Here is a 16363-nt window from a genome sequence, read left to right on the forward strand (position 1 = left end):
GCGCACCGCCGCGGCTGCCGCCGGCGCCGCCGCCGGTGCGCCGCTCTCCGCGGCTGCCGCCGTCCTCCGACCGGCCGCCGAGCATCTGCAGCTCATCGGCGATGATGTCCGTGAAGTACTTCTCGACACCGTCCTGACCGGTGAACTTGTCGTAGCGGATCGAGCCCTCGATGTAGGCCTGGCTGCCCTTGCGGAGGTACTCGCCGGCGATCTCGGCGAGCTTTCCGAAGAACTTCACCCGGTGCCACTCGGTACGTTCCTGCGCGTTGCCGTCGCGACCCTTGCGCAGGCTGGTGGTGGCCAAGCTGATCGTGGTCACGGCCATGCCGCCCTGGGTGTACTTGGTCTCAGGGTCGTTGCCGAGGTGGCCGACCAGGATGCATTTATTGATCCCGCGGGCCATCAGGCAGCCTCCTGGCCCGTAGCCCGGGCAGGCGCGGCCGCGACGACTCGAATGAGCGCGTCGCAAATCGCCGGTAGGTCCGCGGATCGGTAGAGCTTCGCCGAGCGCAGGGTAGCCACAGGCTTGAATCCGAGTTCGGCGAGGCCTGCTTCGTTGACCGTCAACGGGGCGATCCAGCAATTGATGTCGCCGAGCTTGATCTTCTCGTCTGCGCGCGGGAGGTAGAGGGCGGCCGCCGCCGTTACCAAGTCATCGGTCGCAGGCGTCCCGGCACCCTGTGCGTGGCTCCCGGAGCCGGTCATGTGCCGGACGCGATCAGGGACTTCACCACTATCGGGGACACCACCTGCGGTTGCGTTGCCGTGCGACGAATCGGCGGCCGCCTGTGCAATGAGCTGCTGAGCAGCCTCGTCGGATTCTTCTGCGCGGATCCGCTCGCGTTCCTTCTCAAGACGCTCGGCGTCGCGCTGCTGCTGCTCGCCGATGCGCGCGGCGATAAGGTTTCTCAGGTCTTCGGGCTGCTTGGACGTGCAAAGCTGGATCCGGTCCGGGAAGAGGGAGCCGTAGTTGCCGACTTCCATTTCCAGCACGCGCACGCAGGCGCGGACCCGCTCCGCCTGCTGGCTGCCGGCGATCTTCGCCGCGGCGGCGGCGGTGTCGACCGCGTCCTTCATGCTGGACAGCGTCCGCTTGCCCTTGATCGCCGCGCCCAGATCCAGCATCAGCGACTGCGGCGGCTGGATTCGGTGCTCGCCCATCGTCGCGTTGATCGTGTCGTAGTGCGCCCGCACGCTGCGCGCGCCGGCCTGGACGATCTCTGCCTTGCGGCTCTCCTTTTCGGCCTTCACCAGCTTGTCGAGATCCAGGCGCACGCGGCGCAGCGCGGCCGACACGTCGTCGATGGTTTGCATCACGGCGTTTACGTCGGCCATCTGACCCAGGATCTGGGCGCGAGTCGCCTCGAGCAGTTCTTCGCCATCCTTGAAGGTCTTGATCGTGAGCTCGGCCGATGCGAAGTCATCGTCCGACTGCAGGTCTCGGTTAACTGCGGCGATCGCGGCCAGTGCCTTCTCTCGGAACTCCACGTGATTCGAGTGCTCCACCAGACCGCGGGCGACGACCGAGAGCGCGGGCAGACCTTCCGGCGCGCGCGCGACCGCTGCCGGCGCGGCCGCCGGTTCGGCTACGTAGGCAGCGACGTCGGCTGCGAACTGGTCCCAGCCAGCCACGATCTCGGCGCGCAACGCCGGGTCCGGCGTGTACCAGCAGTGCCGTTCCTCGACGAAGGTGTCGCCCTCCCATTTGGAGGCCATGAACAGGACGCGGGCAGCTCCGGACACCAGAAGCTGCTGTTCCATCTGCACGCGGTAGGGCTTGGGCAGATCGGCGCCGGTGCAGCCCTCGAACATCGCCGCGCGCAAGGTTTCGTTCAGCGCCTTGTGCTCGAATGCCACGTCCTCCATCACCGTCAGGCCGTCGAAGCTGGCGGAGTAGGGGCCAGCTTCGGCCACGCCCACGCAGGGATACAGCTCCTCGCCGACGATCACTTCGGCCAGCGGGCGCGCCTTGGCCTCGGCGTGATGGCCGACGTCGAATCGCGCCTGCGTCGCGGCGTCGATCTCGGCGCCGATGCCGGTCGCCACTCGACGGATCAACTGCGAGCGCGAGGTGTAGGGACTGCAGCCGAGCATCGCGGGCGCGTCGCTGGCGTTGTAGTGCTCGGCGCGGTGGGCATGCCACTCGGGCGTGCCCTGGATCAGCTGCAGGGTCTTCATTCCGCATCCTCCGCAGTCGGCGTATCGGCGTTGGCGTCGTCGTCGGGAAGCGGGAAATCGGGGTTCGACGCCGGCTTGTCCACGCGACGGATCTCAGCCTTCTGCGCCTCGTTCAACCGCCCCTTCGTTTCGACCATGGCGATCATCTCGTCGGCCGACTTCTTGCCGGCAGCGATCGCGGCGCGCCACACAGGAAGGTTCGTCGCGAAGAGTTCCTCCGGGTACGGAGGCGGCAACTGAGGCGTGGCCGGCTGCGTGGCGACGACACTGGCGGTGCTGTCGATCACCTCTTTGCCTTCCATCTCTTCCGCAGTGGGCGCCGCGCCGACGGCTTCCGGGAAGGCCATTCGCAGCGCTTGGGCCTGTGCGCACTTAGCCAGCTGACCGCGCGCGCGCTTCGACCACATCGCATTGGGCGACTGGTCCTGATCCTTGCCACCTTTGATGGCGTAGTTCTCGATCCAGTACTCCTGAGCGGTGAACTCGGCGATATGGCCGGACGGAAGTCGCCGATATGCGGTGACCTCGCACCACTCGGGGAAGGTCACGTCACGGCCGCCGAGGCTTTCGGTGACCATCGGCCCGAAGACCGGTTTGCTCATACCGGCGTACTCACCCGTGCGCGCGGCGTTCGTGCGGTAAAGGCCGATGCCGGGCATGACCACGTCACGCATTTGCCGCGTCTTTCCGTCCCACATCGGCACGATGTGCACGGGCTTCTGCATCGGGTCGAGTCCAGCGGCGCGGCAGTAGGCCAGCACCAAATCGACGGAGGAGTCGGACGCGCCAGGGTAAAGGCTCGACTTGAGCGCAGTGCGGACGGCTTCGGCCTGCTCGGCGGTGACCAGCGCGCCGCCGGAGGGTTTGCTTTGAGCGATGGCGTTCATGAGGCTCCAGTCGGCCGCGCGCAGTTACGCGGCGACGCGGGTGTATGGGTATTTGTGGGAGAACGGCTTGATGAAGCGGCCGAAGTGGCGGCCCTTGGACTCGGCGTCGCGGAACTGGGCGAAGTCGTCGGGCGAGACGTTCTCGTAGTGGTAAAGCGGGCCGAGTTCTTTGCCGCGACCGAAGCCGCGGTAGAAGCGAACGGCGAGAGTGTTCGTCTCGGGGTCGTGGCCGATGCTGTGGATCTGCGACGACTCGACCTCGACCATCGGGATGTTGGCCATGAGGGAATCTCGGAAAGGGGCCCGCGCTGCGGTCGCGGGAGTGGTCAGGACCGTCGCTCAGTTGCTGGCGCCGGCGGCCGCCGCAGTCGGCCGGGGAGGTTCGTCGCTGCGCGTCAGGCCGCGCGCTTCAGGAAGGTGCCCATCGTCGTGCTCTGGACCGTGGTCTCGCCGTCGGCGATGTAGAGCACCGCGTGGCCGCGACCGGCGGCGCGGACCTCCTTCACCGTGACCTTCGTCTGGTCCAGCACCCTGCCGCCGGCGCCGCGCGTCTTGAGCGTGAACTTCCTGCCTGCCTTCACTTCGGACATTGCTTCTTCTCCTGGGATGGTTGCCGGCGGTGCCGGCGCTTATTCGCGCGGACGCGCGGAATTTGGTCAGGCGGCGCGGGCGCGCTCTTCTTCACGCTCTTGCTCTTCGAGCAGATCGCCGCGGCGCTGGGGTTCGTCCGACTCGTCGCCGTCTTCGTCCTCCTCGTCGTCATCGTCTTCGGCGCCGGCGCTGACCGAGTCGGGCGGCGTGAGGGTCAGGCGGATGTCGCCGATCAGATGGAGCTTGCCAAGCGTCGCCAGGTCGTCGGGCTCGACCTCGGCGGAGGCCTTCAAGGAGACTTCGACCGTGCCGCCATCGAGCGCGCGCACCACCAAGCCTTTGATCTTCGCGTCGATCAACTTGATCGACTTGGAGCGCTTCAGCTGGCCGCGCACGGTGACTTCGTAGTTCTCGAACACCTGCGCGATCGGGAAGCTGCTGACGCACGAAATGCGGCGCGCGACCAGGCCATCGTCGATTCCGCTTTCCTTCGCCTTCTGGTCGTTGACGAAGTCGCCCTGATCGCCGCTCGCCGGTGCGCGGTACAGCGAGGCGCGCAGGTCGGGGTGGATGCCGTCCAGGATGGTGTTGGGGCCGGCCAGCAGCAGGGACAGGTCGACGGCCAGCACTCGCTCGTCGCCGTGGCGCTCGATGCGCTGGTTGATGTTGGTGAGCGCTGCGTCGTGGTTCTGGATCTCGAACATGGGTGCCTCGCAGGGTGGGCCGGCCGGCGCCGGCGATCAGGGAAGGGAGGACGGCGGCGGATTGCGCGCCGGCGGGGTGTGGGAGCCGCGAGCGGTGGGAGGCACGAGGTAGCGCAAATCGCGCCGGCGCCGGCGGCCTCCATCGATCGCGTCGAGGCCCCAAAGCAGCAGCGCGAACAGCGCCACGCCGACCAGCACTCCCCAGAACAACCCTGCGATGAAGTCGTCGGGGAGGCTCACGCGAGCTGCTCCTGCGATTGGGCGCGCAACTTGGCCTTGGCCTGGCTGACGGCCGCGGCCGGACTGCAGGACGTGCGCAGCACCGCGGCGCGCGCGCTGGCGGCGAACCGCTCGGCGTCCTCGGGCGTGAAGCCCATCCGCGTCGCGGCAATAGCGACGGCGGCGAACACGCCGGATCCCTTCGCTATGCGGTGGGCGTGCAGGGGAATGACGTTGCTCATGGCTTCCTCCTTCCGGGCAACAGGGCAGCGCCCGGCCTTGGCCAAGCGCGACACGAGGTGGGGGTTACGGGTCGGCATGGCCGCAGCCATCCAGGACGGTCATGCAGATTGCCGCGGCGGCGGAGAGAAGGCCGGCGGCGCCGATCCAGACCGGGTCGGCGCTCAAGATGGCGCCGGCCAGGCTGGCGACTGCGGCCGCGCCGGCGGCGATGCGGAGCGCGACGCCGCCGCGCGGGCGCGATTCGATCATCGCGACCATCACGGGCTCCCAGCCTGAGCGGCGCGCGCGACGCGGGCCTGCTCGGTGAGTCCGATCTGCTCCAGTGCGGCCCGCTCGTCGAGGTAGAAGCCGCCGATGACGCCTGAGCGGCCGGGCTCGATCCAGCTGATCGAGAACCGCGGCTGGCCGTTGACCATCTTCGGCACCAGCCGATAAGTGCGGCCGTTCCGGACGATCTCGGTCGGCGCGGCCGCAGCCGTGAACATGTCGGCCATGAGGCCGGGAGCGAGGAGAGCGTTCAACGGTTGGTCTCCTTGGCAAAAGCCGTCAGCGCGCGGCGCGGCTCGCGTTCTGCGAAGGTGAGGAGTTCGGCGCGGTGCTGGCTCGGCGGGATCCCGGGAGCCAGCTGCAGCAGCCGCGAGTCGGAGAGCGCGCCGACAACGGCAAGCGCATCGCGGATCAGGCCGCGGCGCTGTCTCGCGCGGGAGGCTTCGGAGCGGTTACGGCTCACTCCGCACCCCCGACGCGGGCGAACGCCTCGCGCAGCCGGTCGAGTTCGGCTTGATCCATGCCTTCCTCGGTGATCGCCGGCCGGGTCGCCTCGATCAGTTCCGCCACGGCGGCGATGACGCAATCCAGTTCGGCACACCACTCACAATCCTGCACAGGGCACGTAGTCCGATGCCTGCGCAGCACAGCCACAGTGGGCTCAGACATGGCGGCGAGCCTCCCTTCCTGCGATTTCCCGCAACTCGGCGAGAAATTCAGCGTTGATGACGTTCCCGCCGAAACCGCAGTCCGCGGTCCCCCAAGGGGTCGATCCGGTCGGATGCCAGTACCAGTAGAGCCAGTCCTTGCCGTGCATCCGGCGCACGACGACGCGTGTGAGGCGCCGACGCATCGGCTCGGCGTCGGGAAGGGTGAGGAGGACGTTGACCGTCTGGCCGACGGCGAGGCCGGCTCGCGCAGCCAGCGCCAGCACGTCCGGAGCGGGCTCAGACATGGCCGCCCCCCACTTCGCGATCCCACATCGCGTCCACCTGCTTCAGCAGGTCGAGCACCTCGCGGACCGTCAAATCGCCTGCGTCCCGGGGATGGATCAGAGCAGCGAGCCAGCGGCCGCTCGGTCCGTTGAGTTCCCGCACGTCGCCGATGTCGTACAGCGGCTGCAGGACTGCGCAGACAACTTCCGGCGCGGTGAAGTCCACGGCCCCGGCGCTCACGCGATCTCTCCCGCGACCAGTGCATCGCACAGCGCATCGATCTCGCCGTTCGTCAGACGGCAGCCGCTCTCGTCGGCGACCTCCGCGATCTCTTCCATGCGGAAGTGCCGCGCGGCGCCGCTCCGGTCGGTGACGATCAGCGTCGAGTCGTTGAAGTGCTGCAGCAGCCGCAGGCCCGCCAACATGGCGTTCGTCTGCTCCGCGGTGAGGCGCCCGCGCGCCCCGCCGCTCACCGGCCACCTCCGTTACGCCGCTCGACACGCGCCGAACGCGCGTCCATCGCCGCCTTGACCTGCGGATAGAGCGGGTGCGACGGAACGACCCGGATTGAGTCGTTTTCGAAGTAGTCGGTCATGCCGTCGCTGTTGTTCTCGACGACGAAGTGCGACCGGACGAGCGCGCTGAACCTCTCGTAGTCGCGAGCGTAGATGCTGATCGTGTGCGCCGGGTACTTGCCCGAAACGCTGGGCCGAGGGCCCATGTCGCTGTAGTAGGCGCGCTGGAGCTTCGCGCCTTTGGCGTCCTTGATCCCGTTCCAGTAGAAGCGGGGGGCGGCCTGCTCGGCCTGCGGCGCGGCGGCGCCCGAATTGCTGTCGTCCATGCTGCTCTCCCAACTGCCCACGGATTTGGGCGTTTTGGCCGAAGAGCCCCGCAAATCGCTGTGCTAGGCTCAAATCGGTCGTTGAGAAGGACGATAGCAGCGCTATTAAAGCGCTATCAATAGCGCTGCTTTAAGTCTGGCCTCGGCGTTTATTAGCCGTTCAGACAAGGAGATGGACATGGAAGCAAAGAAGGGGAGCGGCCGCCGTTTGGCCGCCGGGCTCGTTGGCGCGGGGTTGTGTCTGATTTCTCTGGAAGTGTTCGCATGCTGTCCTTCGGACGGCAACGCGCCCAAGGCCCGTGGTCTTGGGGAGGAGTTCCCGGCAGCTCAGAACTTGGCGACGGACTCGGTTTGGAAGGTGTACAAATTCGAGCGTGATGGGATCAGGTACGCCCAGGTGAACGACTCGGCTGGAGTCGTACGAGGCGCCGTTGGCTACATCGGCGACACCGCATGGGTGCTGCCTGTCGGCAACGATGTGGACCGTGTGCTGACCGACCCGAGCCGCGTGCCCGTGGGCGTGGTGGGGAAGGTGGTGTACGCGTCTGGCGAACTGACGGTGACGCTGTATCAGACAGTCGCGGGCCCGGTCTGGCTGTTTTCGCCGGCGGCCAAGTAGTCAGCGTCAGCCGGGGCGGCTGCAAGGTAGACGCGCACGCGGGACGTCGTGATCGAAAGGTTCCCACCTAGCGCAAATGCTCTCGCGCGGAGATCGAGGCTCGCTAATCGCGCGGCCTCGGTCTCTATGCCGCTCGTCGAAGCCCCCGATACCGAGAGGACGATTCCGCCATTCGACTTCCGTGAGGTGACGCAGCGTGCGCGCACGACGATCTCTTCTGCGCCGTTGCTGGTGAGGATAGTCACTGCGTCGGCGACGCTTCGATACGCGGCGAGCTGAAGGTTAAGACTTAGGCGGCGCGGGTAACCGCGCAGCTTCAGCTTCACCTGCGCACCATTTCCGAGAAATCCACTTCCGACTGTGGTTTGCAGAATCGCATAGAGACCGAGATCCTCTATGCCTAGCGGATACAGGGCGGCCAAATGACTGTTGAATAGCTTGGAGTGCGCTAGCCCAGACGAGTTGAGCTCAAGGGCAGCTCTACTATGACCGTGGGTTCTAAGCCACTGGGTCAACTCGTGCCGAGTGAAGTTTATGTGGGCCTGCGCTTGGGCAATGTCGACGGCTTTGCTCCGAAGAATGCGCTCGTTTGCAAACACGTTGTTGCGCGCGATCGATAGTGCCTCGCGCTCGGCGATCCCCAGTAGCCTGGCGCTTTCGTAGTGCGAGGAGATGACCGAGCCCAGTACGATAAGCATCGTGCCCGTCAGTGCCAGAGCTTGTTGTGCGACATACGCCACTGCATCGTGTGCACCGGCCGTATTCGGGTTCGGCATGATGAAACCAATGGCTAGGTTGACCATCACGACGCCAGCCGCCGCTCCACGCCAGCCGTGAGTAAAAGTCAGCGCGACCGCCGGCAGCAGCATTAGCAACAAGAAGCTCACGCGTTGATCGGATGCGGCGTCGGTGCAGAGCACTGCAATCAAATGCAACGCGGCAATCACTGAGCCAGCCAGCATGCAGTCCCGCGCGAAGTTCTGCGGGACAAGCAGGCTCGTTTGACGTTGGCGCCAGAGCAGGCAGGGCAGAAGAATCAGCAGCATGCCCAGGTAGTAACCCAGGGCAAACTTCAGAAATGATGAGGGAGTTATGTCTCCAGCCGGACCATTCAGAACGACATTAACGGTCGAGTTCGACAACCCCATCCAAATCGCCAGGGCGGCCGCGTAAAGCGGTGTCAGGTGGAGTTTCTCGCCGATCGGGCCTACGTACTGGCGGAGCGCCCATGCGCCAGCTGAGATCGACGGCATCAGAAGGACGGAACTGCCAAACACCCACTCGGCTGGGTACTTGTGCAGCATGCCGATGCGATTGCTGAGAACCGCAGCAGCGTCGCCGATTATGACGGCTGGCCAAAGCCTCATCGGAAGAAAGAGCAACGATGCCGCACGGAGGCCTGCAGGGAGGTACCACTGGTCTTGCGAAAGGCGCCAGGCAAAAATGAACAACATGGCGTAGCCGACCGCGACGGCCAGGGACTCGAAAATTCGTACTCGATTCGCGGCATCCTTGCGGCCGAAAAGCATCCTGCATCTGCCCCTGTAGCGTTGATAGCATTGTTTGCTAACACCGCCGGGCAGAATGTGATCTGCTGGCCAAAATAGCAACAGTCGACGGAGGTGGCCGGTAGCTATTGCGAATTGCGTTACAGCCAGCCCACGACGTGCCCTAGAATCTTCAGACTCGGAAGGTCTTGAGCCTCAAGGTCCGTGAACTCCGAATCTTTCGCGTATCCGCGTACGGTCCAGTGGTCTTTCCTTATCGTCACGCGGCGAACGTCAGGTCGATCCCAAAGCGTGTAAGCGTAAGTCTCGCCATCGATGACCGACGCGTGGTCCAAGGCTCCCACGTCAATAAACACTATGGAACCGCGTTCGATCAGCGGCGCCATTGAATCTGAATGCGTGACGCCCCATCGGACGCGCTGAATGGGCGTTGCGCCAACCTTCTGCCGAACAAGAAATTCGGGCAGGACGAGCCGATGGAGCCTCGTGTTTCGAGTGAGTTCGGAGAGCGCCGGGATTGAGACATGCCCTTGAGGGACGCCGGCGGCGCTCGCATCCAGGGCCGACGAGATCTCGTTGGGGCCAGCTGACTCAATCAGCTTCGCGTATGCCTCGCTGATCTGTTCTGGGCGAACTCCGAGCAGTCGGGCCACATGGGGCGCTCGGTCTGCTGGAATTCCGCGCCGGCCGTGCCGCCATTGCGAGACGAACGCCTGGCTCGTGTCGACCGCATTCGCGATCTCCACATTTTTTAGGCCTTTGTTGTCCGCGGCGAGCGCGAATGCCTCTGCAAAGGGGTCAAGTTTGGCCTTGGCGTTCATATAGCAATGCTAACGGCTCATTCGAATCGGTATTGAAGCAGTGCTATCAAAGCTGCTATCGTCCGGACGTCTCCGACGACCTGGAACTAGTCTTGAACCCCATTCAGCAAGCGGTCGACGCGCAGGGCGGCGCCTCCGCGCTGGTCCGCGCCATCAAGCAGATCGCCCCGCACGTGAGCATCTCCGCGGCTCTTGTCAGCCAGTGGAGAACTGGCCTGCGGCCGATTGCGCCGGCGCACTGCCCGTACATCGAGGCGGTGTCAGGCGTGGCCTGCGAACTGCTGCGCCCGGATCTGGAGTGGGTCCGGGATCCCGAGACCGGTTTGGCGACGCACTACCGCGTCCCTGTCGGTGCCTGTCCGCCGAGCGTCATCGATCAAGACGACCCGGTGCCCGATGCAGCGTGAGTCCACCTTTTCGCGCGGCGGTGGGGCGGGCGTTCCGTGCCCGCCGCCGCGCCTGCGTGCTTTCGCCGAGGAGCTGCCCGATGCTGCCTGAAGAGCGTGCGAGGCTTGAGGCCTTAGAGCGCCGGCTTACTCGGCTTGAGGGCGGAGGCGGGCTTGTCGGTTTTGGAGCGGCTTGCGGGAGCGGGGTGCTTTTCGCGCTGTTGCTTTTTGCCGTCGCAGTCGCAGTCTTTCCCAAGCTGCAGCCAAAGCGTTGCCACTGCTGCGAAGCAGGTGAGAGCGGCCAGCCCCCAGTTGAGCCAGTACTGCCAGTTGCGTTGCCAGTGGGCGACGGCTGGGCCGAACCAACGCTTGAGCCAGCGCACGCGGAAATGCGCCTGATTGGCCGAGTCGATGGACACGAGTTCGTCGTCCCAGTAGTTCCCTTTGAACCTGCTCCAGAGGCCCATGCGCGGGATTCCTTTTTGCCCGACGCGAGCATAACCGCTCCGCAGCGTGATCGCCTTGCGACCTCCCTCCCTGACTGCCCGCGGCGCTGAGCCGCATCCATGCGCGTGCTGTCCATGCAGCGCATCTGACCACCAGAGACGCAACCCCGCCATGACGAACATTTCTCACCCCGGCGAACCGCGCTCGCGCACGATCCTCCGACACACCCGCAAGGCGGTCGCCGACGGGGCGCTGCGGGTTCTGCCGTTCTCGGAAGCGGTGGCTGAGCGCTACCTCGCCGACACGCGACCGGACCAGCGCACCGTCAACCTCCGGGAGCAGGGCGAAACGATGGATGCGGCGCTGAAGGCGCAGCGAGCCAACGGCCAGGTGATCGATCGCCTAGTCCAGGGCATCGTCCACACGTTCCCTGCCGACCTCGAGGACGCCTGGGTGCAATGCCTGCCGGAGCCGTATCGGCAGCACTGCGAGCAGGATCTGGCCGCACGCCGCGGCCACCTGCCGGTGCAAGATCCGCGCGCCGCGGCCGCGCCGGCGCAGCAGACCGCGAACCTGGGCGAACTGCTGGCCGAGATGGGCGAGACCGCCATCGCGCTGGCGCCGATCTTCGCGGACGGCAAGGTTGACGCGTCGGATCTGCAGCACATCGGCCCGGCGCTGGAGCAACTCGGCGACCTGCTGACCAAAGCGCTGCAACTGCACACACGGCTTGCGGCCGTGGTCATCGACGCGCCGGCGCCGTCGAACGTGTCGACGCTGCGGAGGGCATAAGCCCATGTCGACGATGGTCATGTCTGCGTGCTGGCCCTTGCAGATGCCGCCGACGCAGAAGGCGGTGCTGATCTCGCTGGCCGATAATGCCGACGATCGCGGCTTCTGCTTTCCGTCGCTCGCCTACATCTGCACCAGAACCTGCTTCGGGAAGACAGCAGTGATCGACGCGATCCGCTGGCTCGAGCAGGAGGGCTATCTCGAGGCGGACCGCAGCAACGGCCGGCATACCCGATATCAGGTCATCGTCGAGCGCGACCTGTCCGGCAGGCGAACCGGTCCGCGAGGCGAACCGGTCCGGCAGGCGGACAGGTTAGAGCCCGAACCTGTCCGCGAGGCGAACCGGTCCGCCAAACGAACCGGTCCGGCAGGCGGACCTAACCTGTCCGCCTCGCGAACCGAACCTGTCCGCCAGGCGGACACTAACCGTCAAGAACCATCAAGAACCGCCAAAGAGGGTAGGGCGAAGAAGCAGGCCTTCAAGACCTGGATTCAGACCATCCCCGAGGGCGACGCCATCCCGGCGACTGACCCGATCTACGCCTGGGCCGAGAAGGCGGGCATTCCCGACGAGTGGTTGACGCTGGCTTGGCTGGCGTTCGAAGACCGCTACAGCGCCGAGGCGAAGCAGTACGCCGACTGGCGCGCGGTGTTCCGCAACGCGGTGAAGGGCAACTGGCTGCGCCTGTGGTGGTCGCAGCCGCAGGGCGGCTTTGCGCTGACCACCGTCGGTGAGACCTGGCGCCGCGTGCAGGGCAGCGCCGAAGCGGAGGCCGCATGATGCGCCCGGGCGAACAGGATCCGCGCGACCTCATGCAGTTGCGTGTGCCGCCGCAGAGCATTGAAGCCGAGCAGGCGGTGCTAGGTGGACTGCTGCTGCAGCCCAGCGCCTTCTCGCGCATCGAGGGCACGATCGCGGCCAGCGACTTCTACCGGCGCGACCACCAGTTGATCTTCGAAGCCATCAGCGAGCACGCCGAGAGGCGCAAGCCGTTTGACGCGGTGATCCTGGGCGACTGGTTCCATGCCCAGGGCTTGGCCGAGCAGGTGGCGAACGGCGCCTACCTGATCGAGTTGTCGACGACCACACCATCGGCGGCGAACATCTCGGCCTACGCCGACATCGTCCGCGACAAGGCCATGCGCCGGCGAGTAATCGAGCTCGGAACCGACCTCGTCAATGAGGCGTTTGCAGGCGCGGTCGAGACCATCGACCTCGTCGGCAACGCACAGACGAAGTTCTCGTCGTTAATGGTCGGCGAGCCCTGCGAGCTGGAACCCATCTCGCCGGTCATGTCTCGCGTATGGGAAGGACTGACGAAACGTCACGCCAACGGCGGACAGATTCAAGGCCTCGGCACCGGGATCGATGACCTTGACCTGGCCATCAACGGGCTGAGCCCCGGGCTGTACGTCCTTGCGGGCAGGCCGAAGATGGGCAAGACGACGCTCGCGCAGAACATCGCCGAGCATCTGGCCATTGAGTTGCACCGCCCCGTTGCGTTCTTCAATTTCGAGATGACAGCTGAATCGCAGGGCGATCGAATGATTTCGTCCGTGGGAGATATCCCCGCCGATTCGGTCAGAAGAGGAACACTGGACGACCACGAGTGGGGACGTGCCGACTGGGCGATCAAAAAGATCCAGCGGGCAAAGATCTTCATGTCCCGGCCGCGCAGCACGCGTATCGGTTCGATCTGCGCGCAGATCCGCCGGCTAAAGGCGAAGCAGCCAGACCTGTCGCTGGTGGTCATCGACTACCTGCAGCTGATCGAGACCAGCGGCGACAACCGCGCTCAAGGCCTTGGCGAGGTAACGCGTAAGTTGGTGCTACTGGCGCACGAACTGAAGCTGCCAATCCTGCTGCTGTCGCAGTTGAATCGCGACCTTGAGAAGCGCGTCGACAAGCGGCCGATCCCAGCCGACCTGCGCGACTCCGGTGCAATCGAGCAGGACGCTGACGTTGTGATCTTCGTGTACCGGGACGAGGTCTATAACCCGGGCAGCCGCTATCGCGGCACGGCCGAAATCATCGTCGCGCTACAGCGCAATGGCCCGCCCGCGGAAGTGCGAGCGCGTTACCGCGGCGACCGCTTCCGGTTCGAGAACCTCCCAAGCGACTGGGAGCCTGAGCCGTTGCCGGCCGATCCCGAAGGCAAGAAGCCGGCTCGCCGCGGTATGGGTGGTCGCAAGGGCGGCAACCCGGCGGCGGACGCCGCGGCAGGTGCCCAATGAAGCAGACGGCGGCTGCAAAGAAGATCAAGGCGAAGCGTGCGCGCCGGCCGATCTACGGCGAGTTCGTCGCCGTCGCGGTGTTGGAGACCGGCGAGCAGCGCGTCGCCTTCGTCACCCAGCATCCAATCGACGGACGGCTGATGAAAGAACGCGGCTGGCGCCGCGGCGACCAGGCGCGGGCGGAGTTCAAGAAGGCGCGTAACGTCAAGTTCCACCGGCTGGCGCATGCGCTGGGCCACCTGCTAGTCGACAACGTCGACGGCTTCGAATCGCTGAGCGCGCATGACGCGATAAAGCGCGTGCAGCGCGAAGCCGGCGTGTGCTGCGAACAGCAGGAAGTCGACCTGGGCACCATCCGTATCGGAGACCTGGCCGTGCCGGTCGGCTGCGTGCCGGTGACCGTGGCGCGCAGCCTTGCCTTTGACGAGATGGAAGAGGACGAGTTCGCCGAGTTCTTCCGCGGCATCACGAATCACATCGACATGACCTATGTCGCGGGCCTTACCGATGAGGTGCGCACCGAGTACGTTTTGATGACTAACGGAGCCGGTCAATGATCGTCGCCGAAGACGACGTAGCCTATGGAGCGCTGTACCTCGCGGGCAGCGTTGTGAACGCGAGCGCACCCACCTTCAATGTAATCGAGACTTGCTTCGCCGAGCTCCGTTCCTGTGTATGCATCCCTGATTGCTGGCAAAAGGTAACTGAGCTGGGTTTCCATGCTTTGCACAGCGCGCAATGCGTCAGCGCTAAGGATGGGGAGGCGAGTGGACAGGGCCGTCAAACGTTCCTCCTTGAATGTTGCAAGGTCGCGAAACAGGTCGCGCCGGAACTCGCTCAGTCGAACCCCGTCTTTGTCTTTTCGGACCCAAAAGACAATTCGATCAGCGTTGCTTTCGACCTCAGAAGAGAGCTTGAAAAGTTCGTACTGAAGCTGCTCAAGCTCGTTTGCGTGCTTCGATCTATTTGCCTCGTGAGTCTCGTTGGCAATCCTGTTCGCTGCGCTTGTGAGGCGTGCAGCGACTACGCCAAGAAAAAATGTAATGGCGACACTGGCCCAATCAGCGATATTTCCCCAATTAGCTTCCAGCGGACAAAATTCCATAGCAGAACTTCCCCTGTTCACGTGGTAGAGCAATTCTCGGGTGATCTCGGCGGGCCGGCAACTGGCCAGTCTGTGGAGGGCTGCTGATGCCGATCCGACCCGAGAACCGCGCCCGCTACCCGGCGAACTGGAGCACCGAGATCCGGCCGCGCATCCTGACTCGCGCCGGCAACTGCTGCGAGGGCAGTTCGGACTATCCGGATTGCCGCGCAGCGAACTACGAGCCGCACCCGGATACCGGCAGCCGAGTCGTGTTGACCATCGGCCATCTCGACCACGTCCCCGAAAACTGTGGCGACGACAACCTGCGCGCCTGGTGCCAGCGCTGCCATCTGAACTACGACAAGGCGCACCACGCCGAGACGCGCCGGCGCACGCGCGCGGCCGCCGCTGGCCAGGCGCCGCTATTCGGAGAGGCGGCCTGATGCGCCGAGCCATTGACACCGCGACGAAGGCGCAAGCCCAGTACCAGGACGTGGCCCGCGGTCTCGGTTGCCTGGTCTGCCGGTTCCGCGCCGCGCGAGGCCTGCAGCCTACGGGCCGGCAGTGCGGCCCGACGCAGATTCATCACGTCAATTTCGGTGACCTCCACGGCCAGCGTCAGCTTGGCCAGGACCAGGTCGTCGCCCTGGGCGCCTGGCACCACGACGGCGACCAACTTCCCGGCCACACGCGCGACCAGATGCGCGCGCGCTTCGGCCCGAGCTTCAAACACCACGCGCGAGAGTTCCGCGCCTGGACCGCTGAGGTCTTAGGCGACGGCGCGGCGCGCGGCACCGCCGGCTGGCAGCAGTACCAGGACCGGCTCATCGAACGACTCAGGAGCATGCAGCGATGAACGAACAGCGATACCAGCAAGCCCTCGACCTCGGCCAGCAGGCGCGCCGCGCCGGCAAGAGCAGGGAGGCCAATCCGTACAAACACGGCAGCACCAGCGAACTGCGGTCACTGCGGGACGCCTGGGACCACGGTTACAACCTCGTCGCCCTGCAGCGGAGCGCCGGCCGATGACGCTCCGGGTTGCGTTCGGCATCGACCCCGGCCTGTCGGGGGCCGTCTGGCCGCTGATAGACGGCGAGCCGGGCCCGTTCCTGGACATGCCGACGAGGAAGGTCGGCGACTGGGGCGAGGTCGACGCCGCCGCCTTGGTGGCCTGGCTGCGGCAGGTCCGGGAAGCGCATCCGGGCGCGCACTTCACCGCCTGCGTCGAGAAGGTCGGTGCGATGCCGACAGACGGCGCGACCTCGGCCTTCCGCTTTGGCGAAGGAACGGGCCGGATCGTCGGCGTGCTCGAATCGTTGGCCATTCCGTACAGCCGAGCGATCCCCGCGGTGTGGAAACGGCATTACGGCTTGCTGGGGCAGGGGAAGGACGCTGGCCGGGAGCTGGCCATTCGCCTCTTCCCGCGCGCTGCCGGTGACCTCAAGCGGAAGAAGGACAACGGCCGCGCCGACGCGCTGCTGCTGGCGCGCTGGCACGAAAGCACCCAGGGGTGGGCGAGGGCGGCATGAAGCGAGCGGACGATCTTCGCGCGCAGCTCAGGTCCTGGGGCTTCCATCAGGTCAACCGGACAGCGGTTACCGTG

The 16363-nt window shown here is 65.6% G+C and carries 30 protein-coding genes; 11 read left to right on the forward strand and 19 right to left on the reverse strand.

The window, feature by feature from the left end; translation table 11 throughout:
* The 16 genes from ssb to A7A76_RS24895 form a co-directional block, all read right to left on the reverse strand.
* Positions 1–403 (reverse strand): single-stranded DNA-binding protein (gene ssb, locus A7A76_RS24820; protein ID WP_206413827.1); only part of this gene is annotated, 403 nt, incomplete at its 3' end.
* Positions 403–2178, reverse strand: a complete 1776-nt coding sequence (locus A7A76_RS24825; protein WP_206413828.1) for a YqaJ viral recombinase family protein — start codon at positions 2176–2178, stop codon at positions 403–405. The genes A7A76_RS24825 and ssb, both read right to left, overlap by 1 nt.
* Positions 2175–3065, reverse strand: a complete 891-nt coding sequence (bet, locus tag A7A76_RS24830) for a phage recombination protein Bet (RefSeq protein WP_206413829.1) — start codon at positions 3063–3065, stop codon at positions 2175–2177. The genes A7A76_RS24825 and bet overlap by 4 nt, the downstream gene beginning before the upstream one ends.
* A 24-nt stretch (positions 3066–3089) precedes the next feature.
* Positions 3090–3347, reverse strand: a complete 258-nt coding sequence (locus A7A76_RS24835) for a KTSC domain-containing protein (protein WP_206413830.1) — start codon at positions 3345–3347, stop codon at positions 3090–3092.
* A 113-nt stretch (positions 3348–3460) separates the two neighbouring features.
* Positions 3461–3655, reverse strand: a complete 195-nt coding sequence (locus A7A76_RS24840) for a hypothetical protein (RefSeq protein WP_206413831.1) — start codon at positions 3653–3655, stop codon at positions 3461–3463.
* Between the two features lie 66 nt (positions 3656–3721).
* On the reverse strand, positions 3722–4285 hold the full coding sequence (locus tag A7A76_RS24845; RefSeq protein WP_206413832.1) for a hypothetical protein: 564 nt from the start codon (positions 4283–4285) through the stop codon (positions 3722–3724).
* A gap of 111 nt (positions 4286–4396) precedes the next feature.
* Positions 4397–4600 (reverse strand): hypothetical protein, encoded by a 204-nt coding sequence (locus tag A7A76_RS24850; protein ID WP_206413833.1) that lies wholly within the window; start codon positions 4598–4600, stop codon positions 4397–4399.
* The gene (locus A7A76_RS24855; protein WP_206413834.1) at positions 4597–4821 is read right to left on the reverse strand and encodes a hypothetical protein; all 225 of its coding nucleotides are present in this window, start codon (positions 4819–4821) and stop codon (positions 4597–4599) included. The genes A7A76_RS24850 and A7A76_RS24855 overlap by 4 nt, the downstream gene beginning before the upstream one ends.
* Positions 4822–4885: 64 nt before the next feature.
* Positions 4886–5080, reverse strand: coding sequence for a hypothetical protein (locus tag A7A76_RS24860; RefSeq protein ID WP_206413835.1), 195 nt, complete (start codon positions 5078–5080; stop codon positions 4886–4888).
* The gene (locus A7A76_RS24865) at positions 5080–5343 is read right to left on the reverse strand and encodes a hypothetical protein (RefSeq protein WP_206413836.1); all 264 of its coding nucleotides are present in this window, start codon (positions 5341–5343) and stop codon (positions 5080–5082) included. Before A7A76_RS24865 ends, A7A76_RS24860 begins: the two co-directional genes overlap by 1 nt.
* Positions 5340–5552, reverse strand: a complete 213-nt coding sequence (locus tag A7A76_RS24870; RefSeq protein ID WP_206413837.1) for a hypothetical protein — start codon at positions 5550–5552, stop codon at positions 5340–5342. Before A7A76_RS24870 ends, A7A76_RS24865 begins: the two co-directional genes overlap by 4 nt.
* Positions 5549–5758, reverse strand: coding sequence for a hypothetical protein (locus A7A76_RS24875; RefSeq protein WP_206413838.1), 210 nt, complete (start codon positions 5756–5758; stop codon positions 5549–5551). Before A7A76_RS24875 ends, A7A76_RS24870 begins: the two co-directional genes overlap by 4 nt.
* Positions 5751–6044, reverse strand: coding sequence for a hypothetical protein (locus tag A7A76_RS24880; protein ID WP_206413839.1), 294 nt, complete (start codon positions 6042–6044; stop codon positions 5751–5753). Before A7A76_RS24880 ends, A7A76_RS24875 begins: the two co-directional genes overlap by 8 nt.
* Positions 6037–6264, reverse strand: coding sequence for a hypothetical protein (locus tag A7A76_RS24885; protein WP_206413840.1), 228 nt, complete (start codon positions 6262–6264; stop codon positions 6037–6039). Before A7A76_RS24885 ends, A7A76_RS24880 begins: the two co-directional genes overlap by 8 nt.
* Positions 6261–6497, reverse strand: coding sequence for a hypothetical protein (locus tag A7A76_RS24890; RefSeq protein WP_206413841.1), 237 nt, complete (start codon positions 6495–6497; stop codon positions 6261–6263). Before A7A76_RS24890 ends, A7A76_RS24885 begins: the two co-directional genes overlap by 4 nt.
* Entirely contained in the window at positions 6494–6865 is a 372-nt protein-coding gene (locus tag A7A76_RS24895) for a hypothetical protein (protein ID WP_206413842.1), read from the reverse strand. Before A7A76_RS24895 ends, A7A76_RS24890 begins: the two co-directional genes overlap by 4 nt.
* A 178-nt stretch (positions 6866–7043) precedes the next feature.
* On the opposite strand from A7A76_RS24895, the gene A7A76_RS24900 reads away from it, so the two are divergent.
* Positions 7044–7484, forward strand: coding sequence for a hypothetical protein (locus A7A76_RS24900; protein WP_206413843.1), 441 nt, complete (start codon positions 7044–7046; stop codon positions 7482–7484).
* On the opposite strand, the gene A7A76_RS24905 is transcribed toward A7A76_RS24900, so the two are convergent.
* Both A7A76_RS24905 and A7A76_RS24910 read right to left on the reverse strand, forming a co-directional pair.
* Complete coding sequence (locus A7A76_RS24905; protein WP_206413844.1) at positions 7436–9013, reverse strand: MASE1 domain-containing protein; 1578 nt, start codon at positions 9011–9013, stop codon at positions 7436–7438. The two genes, A7A76_RS24900 and A7A76_RS24905, sit on opposite strands and share 49 nt — an antisense overlap.
* Before the next feature lie 119 nt (positions 9014–9132).
* Positions 9133–9813, reverse strand: coding sequence for a S24 family peptidase (locus A7A76_RS24910; protein WP_206413845.1), 681 nt, complete (start codon positions 9811–9813; stop codon positions 9133–9135).
* Positions 9814–9905: 92 nt separating this feature from the next.
* Here A7A76_RS24910 and A7A76_RS24915 point away from each other — a divergent pair, with 92 nt between their 5' ends.
* The gene (locus A7A76_RS24915) at positions 9906–10220 is read left to right on the forward strand and encodes a YdaS family helix-turn-helix protein (RefSeq protein ID WP_206413846.1); all 315 of its coding nucleotides are present in this window, start codon (positions 9906–9908) and stop codon (positions 10218–10220) included.
* 113 nt (positions 10221–10333) lie between these two features.
* Here the strand turns inward: A7A76_RS24915 and A7A76_RS24920 are convergent, their stop codons facing one another.
* On the reverse strand, positions 10334–10666 hold the full coding sequence (locus A7A76_RS24920; protein ID WP_206413847.1) for a hypothetical protein: 333 nt from the start codon (positions 10664–10666) through the stop codon (positions 10334–10336).
* Between the two features lie 151 nt (positions 10667–10817).
* On the opposite strand from A7A76_RS24920, the gene A7A76_RS24925 reads away from it, so the two are divergent.
* Genes A7A76_RS24925 through A7A76_RS24965 form a run of 9 tightly spaced genes read left to right on the forward strand, consistent with a single transcriptional unit; the run spans position 10818 to position 16289 of the window.
* On the forward strand, positions 10818–11438 hold the full coding sequence (locus tag A7A76_RS24925) for a hypothetical protein (protein WP_206413848.1): 621 nt from the start codon (positions 10818–10820) through the stop codon (positions 11436–11438).
* A 4-nt stretch (positions 11439–11442) separates the two neighbouring features.
* Positions 11443–12219 (forward strand): helix-turn-helix domain-containing protein, encoded by a 777-nt coding sequence (locus A7A76_RS24930; RefSeq protein WP_206413849.1) that lies wholly within the window; start codon positions 11443–11445, stop codon positions 12217–12219.
* Positions 12216–13673 (forward strand): replicative DNA helicase, encoded by a 1458-nt coding sequence (gene dnaB / locus A7A76_RS24935; RefSeq protein WP_206413850.1) that lies wholly within the window; start codon positions 12216–12218, stop codon positions 13671–13673. The genes A7A76_RS24930 and dnaB overlap by 4 nt, the downstream gene beginning before the upstream one ends.
* Complete coding sequence (locus A7A76_RS24940; protein ID WP_206413851.1) at positions 13670–14230, forward strand: hypothetical protein; 561 nt, start codon at positions 13670–13672, stop codon at positions 14228–14230. The genes dnaB and A7A76_RS24940 overlap by 4 nt, the downstream gene beginning before the upstream one ends.
* Positions 14227–14865, forward strand: coding sequence for a hypothetical protein (locus tag A7A76_RS24945; protein WP_206413852.1), 639 nt, complete (start codon positions 14227–14229; stop codon positions 14863–14865). Before A7A76_RS24940 ends, A7A76_RS24945 begins: the two co-directional genes overlap by 4 nt.
* Entirely contained in the window at positions 14865–15203 is a 339-nt protein-coding gene (locus tag A7A76_RS24950) for a hypothetical protein (RefSeq protein ID WP_206413853.1), read from the forward strand. The genes A7A76_RS24945 and A7A76_RS24950 overlap by 1 nt, the downstream gene beginning before the upstream one ends.
* On the forward strand, positions 15203–15616 hold the full coding sequence (locus tag A7A76_RS24955) for a hypothetical protein (RefSeq protein WP_206413854.1): 414 nt from the start codon (positions 15203–15205) through the stop codon (positions 15614–15616). The genes A7A76_RS24950 and A7A76_RS24955 overlap by 1 nt, the downstream gene beginning before the upstream one ends.
* Complete coding sequence (locus A7A76_RS24960) at positions 15613–15789, forward strand: ribosome modulation factor (protein ID WP_206413855.1); 177 nt, start codon at positions 15613–15615, stop codon at positions 15787–15789. The genes A7A76_RS24955 and A7A76_RS24960 overlap by 4 nt, the downstream gene beginning before the upstream one ends.
* Positions 15786–16289 (forward strand): hypothetical protein, encoded by a 504-nt coding sequence (locus tag A7A76_RS24965; RefSeq protein WP_206413856.1) that lies wholly within the window; start codon positions 15786–15788, stop codon positions 16287–16289. The genes A7A76_RS24960 and A7A76_RS24965 overlap by 4 nt, the downstream gene beginning before the upstream one ends.
* Positions 16290–16363: the final 74 nt, after the last annotated feature.

The sequence above is a fragment of the Lysobacter enzymogenes genome, from assembly GCF_017168095.1.
Classification (GTDB): Bacteria; Pseudomonadota; Gammaproteobacteria; order Xanthomonadales; family Xanthomonadaceae; genus Lysobacter; species Lysobacter enzymogenes_D.

Coding starts and splice junctions, on each gene's coding strand:
- A7A76_RS24825 (WP_206413828.1), bottom strand. CDS start 2,178: ATGAAGACCCTGCAGCTGATCCAGGGCACGCCCGAGTGGCATGCCCAC.
- bet (WP_206413829.1), bottom strand. CDS start 3,065: ATGAACGCCATCGCTCAAAGCAAACCCTCCGGCGGCGCGCTGGTCACC.
- A7A76_RS24835 (WP_206413830.1), bottom strand. CDS start 3,347: ATGGCCAACATCCCGATGGTCGAGGTCGAGTCGTCGCAGATCCACAGC.
- A7A76_RS24840 (WP_206413831.1), bottom strand. CDS start 3,655: ATGTCCGAAGTGAAGGCAGGCAGGAAGTTCACGCTCAAGACGCGCGGC.
- A7A76_RS24855 (WP_206413834.1), bottom strand. CDS start 4,821: ATGAGCAACGTCATTCCCCTGCACGCCCACCGCATAGCGAAGGGATCC.
- A7A76_RS24860 (WP_206413835.1), bottom strand. CDS start 5,080: ATGGTCGCGATGATCGAATCGCGCCCGCGCGGCGGCGTCGCGCTCCGC.
- A7A76_RS24875 (WP_206413838.1), bottom strand. CDS start 5,758: ATGTCTGAGCCCACTGTGGCTGTGCTGCGCAGGCATCGGACTACGTGC.
- A7A76_RS24880 (WP_206413839.1), bottom strand. CDS start 6,044: ATGTCTGAGCCCGCTCCGGACGTGCTGGCGCTGGCTGCGCGAGCCGGC.
- A7A76_RS24895 (WP_206413842.1), bottom strand. CDS start 6,865: ATGGACGACAGCAATTCGGGCGCCGCCGCGCCGCAGGCCGAGCAGGCC.
- A7A76_RS24900 (WP_206413843.1), top strand. CDS start 7,044: ATGGAAGCAAAGAAGGGGAGCGGCCGCCGTTTGGCCGCCGGGCTCGTT.
- A7A76_RS24905 (WP_206413844.1), bottom strand. CDS start 9,013: ATGCTTTTCGGCCGCAAGGATGCCGCGAATCGAGTACGAATTTTCGAG.
- A7A76_RS24910 (WP_206413845.1), bottom strand. CDS start 9,813: ATGAACGCCAAGGCCAAACTTGACCCCTTTGCAGAGGCATTCGCGCTC.
- A7A76_RS24920 (WP_206413847.1), bottom strand. CDS start 10,666: ATGGGCCTCTGGAGCAGGTTCAAAGGGAACTACTGGGACGACGAACTC.
- A7A76_RS24925 (WP_206413848.1), top strand. CDS start 10,818: ATGACGAACATTTCTCACCCCGGCGAACCGCGCTCGCGCACGATCCTC.
- A7A76_RS24930 (WP_206413849.1), top strand. CDS start 11,443: ATGTCGACGATGGTCATGTCTGCGTGCTGGCCCTTGCAGATGCCGCCG.
- dnaB (WP_206413850.1), top strand. CDS start 12,216: ATGATGCGCCCGGGCGAACAGGATCCGCGCGACCTCATGCAGTTGCGT.
- A7A76_RS24940 (WP_206413851.1), top strand. CDS start 13,670: ATGAAGCAGACGGCGGCTGCAAAGAAGATCAAGGCGAAGCGTGCGCGC.
- A7A76_RS24945 (WP_206413852.1), top strand. CDS start 14,227: ATGATCGTCGCCGAAGACGACGTAGCCTATGGAGCGCTGTACCTCGCG.
- A7A76_RS24950 (WP_206413853.1), top strand. CDS start 14,865: ATGCCGATCCGACCCGAGAACCGCGCCCGCTACCCGGCGAACTGGAGC.
- A7A76_RS24955 (WP_206413854.1), top strand. CDS start 15,203: ATGCGCCGAGCCATTGACACCGCGACGAAGGCGCAAGCCCAGTACCAG.
- A7A76_RS24960 (WP_206413855.1), top strand. CDS start 15,613: ATGAACGAACAGCGATACCAGCAAGCCCTCGACCTCGGCCAGCAGGCG.
- A7A76_RS24965 (WP_206413856.1), top strand. CDS start 15,786: ATGACGCTCCGGGTTGCGTTCGGCATCGACCCCGGCCTGTCGGGGGCC.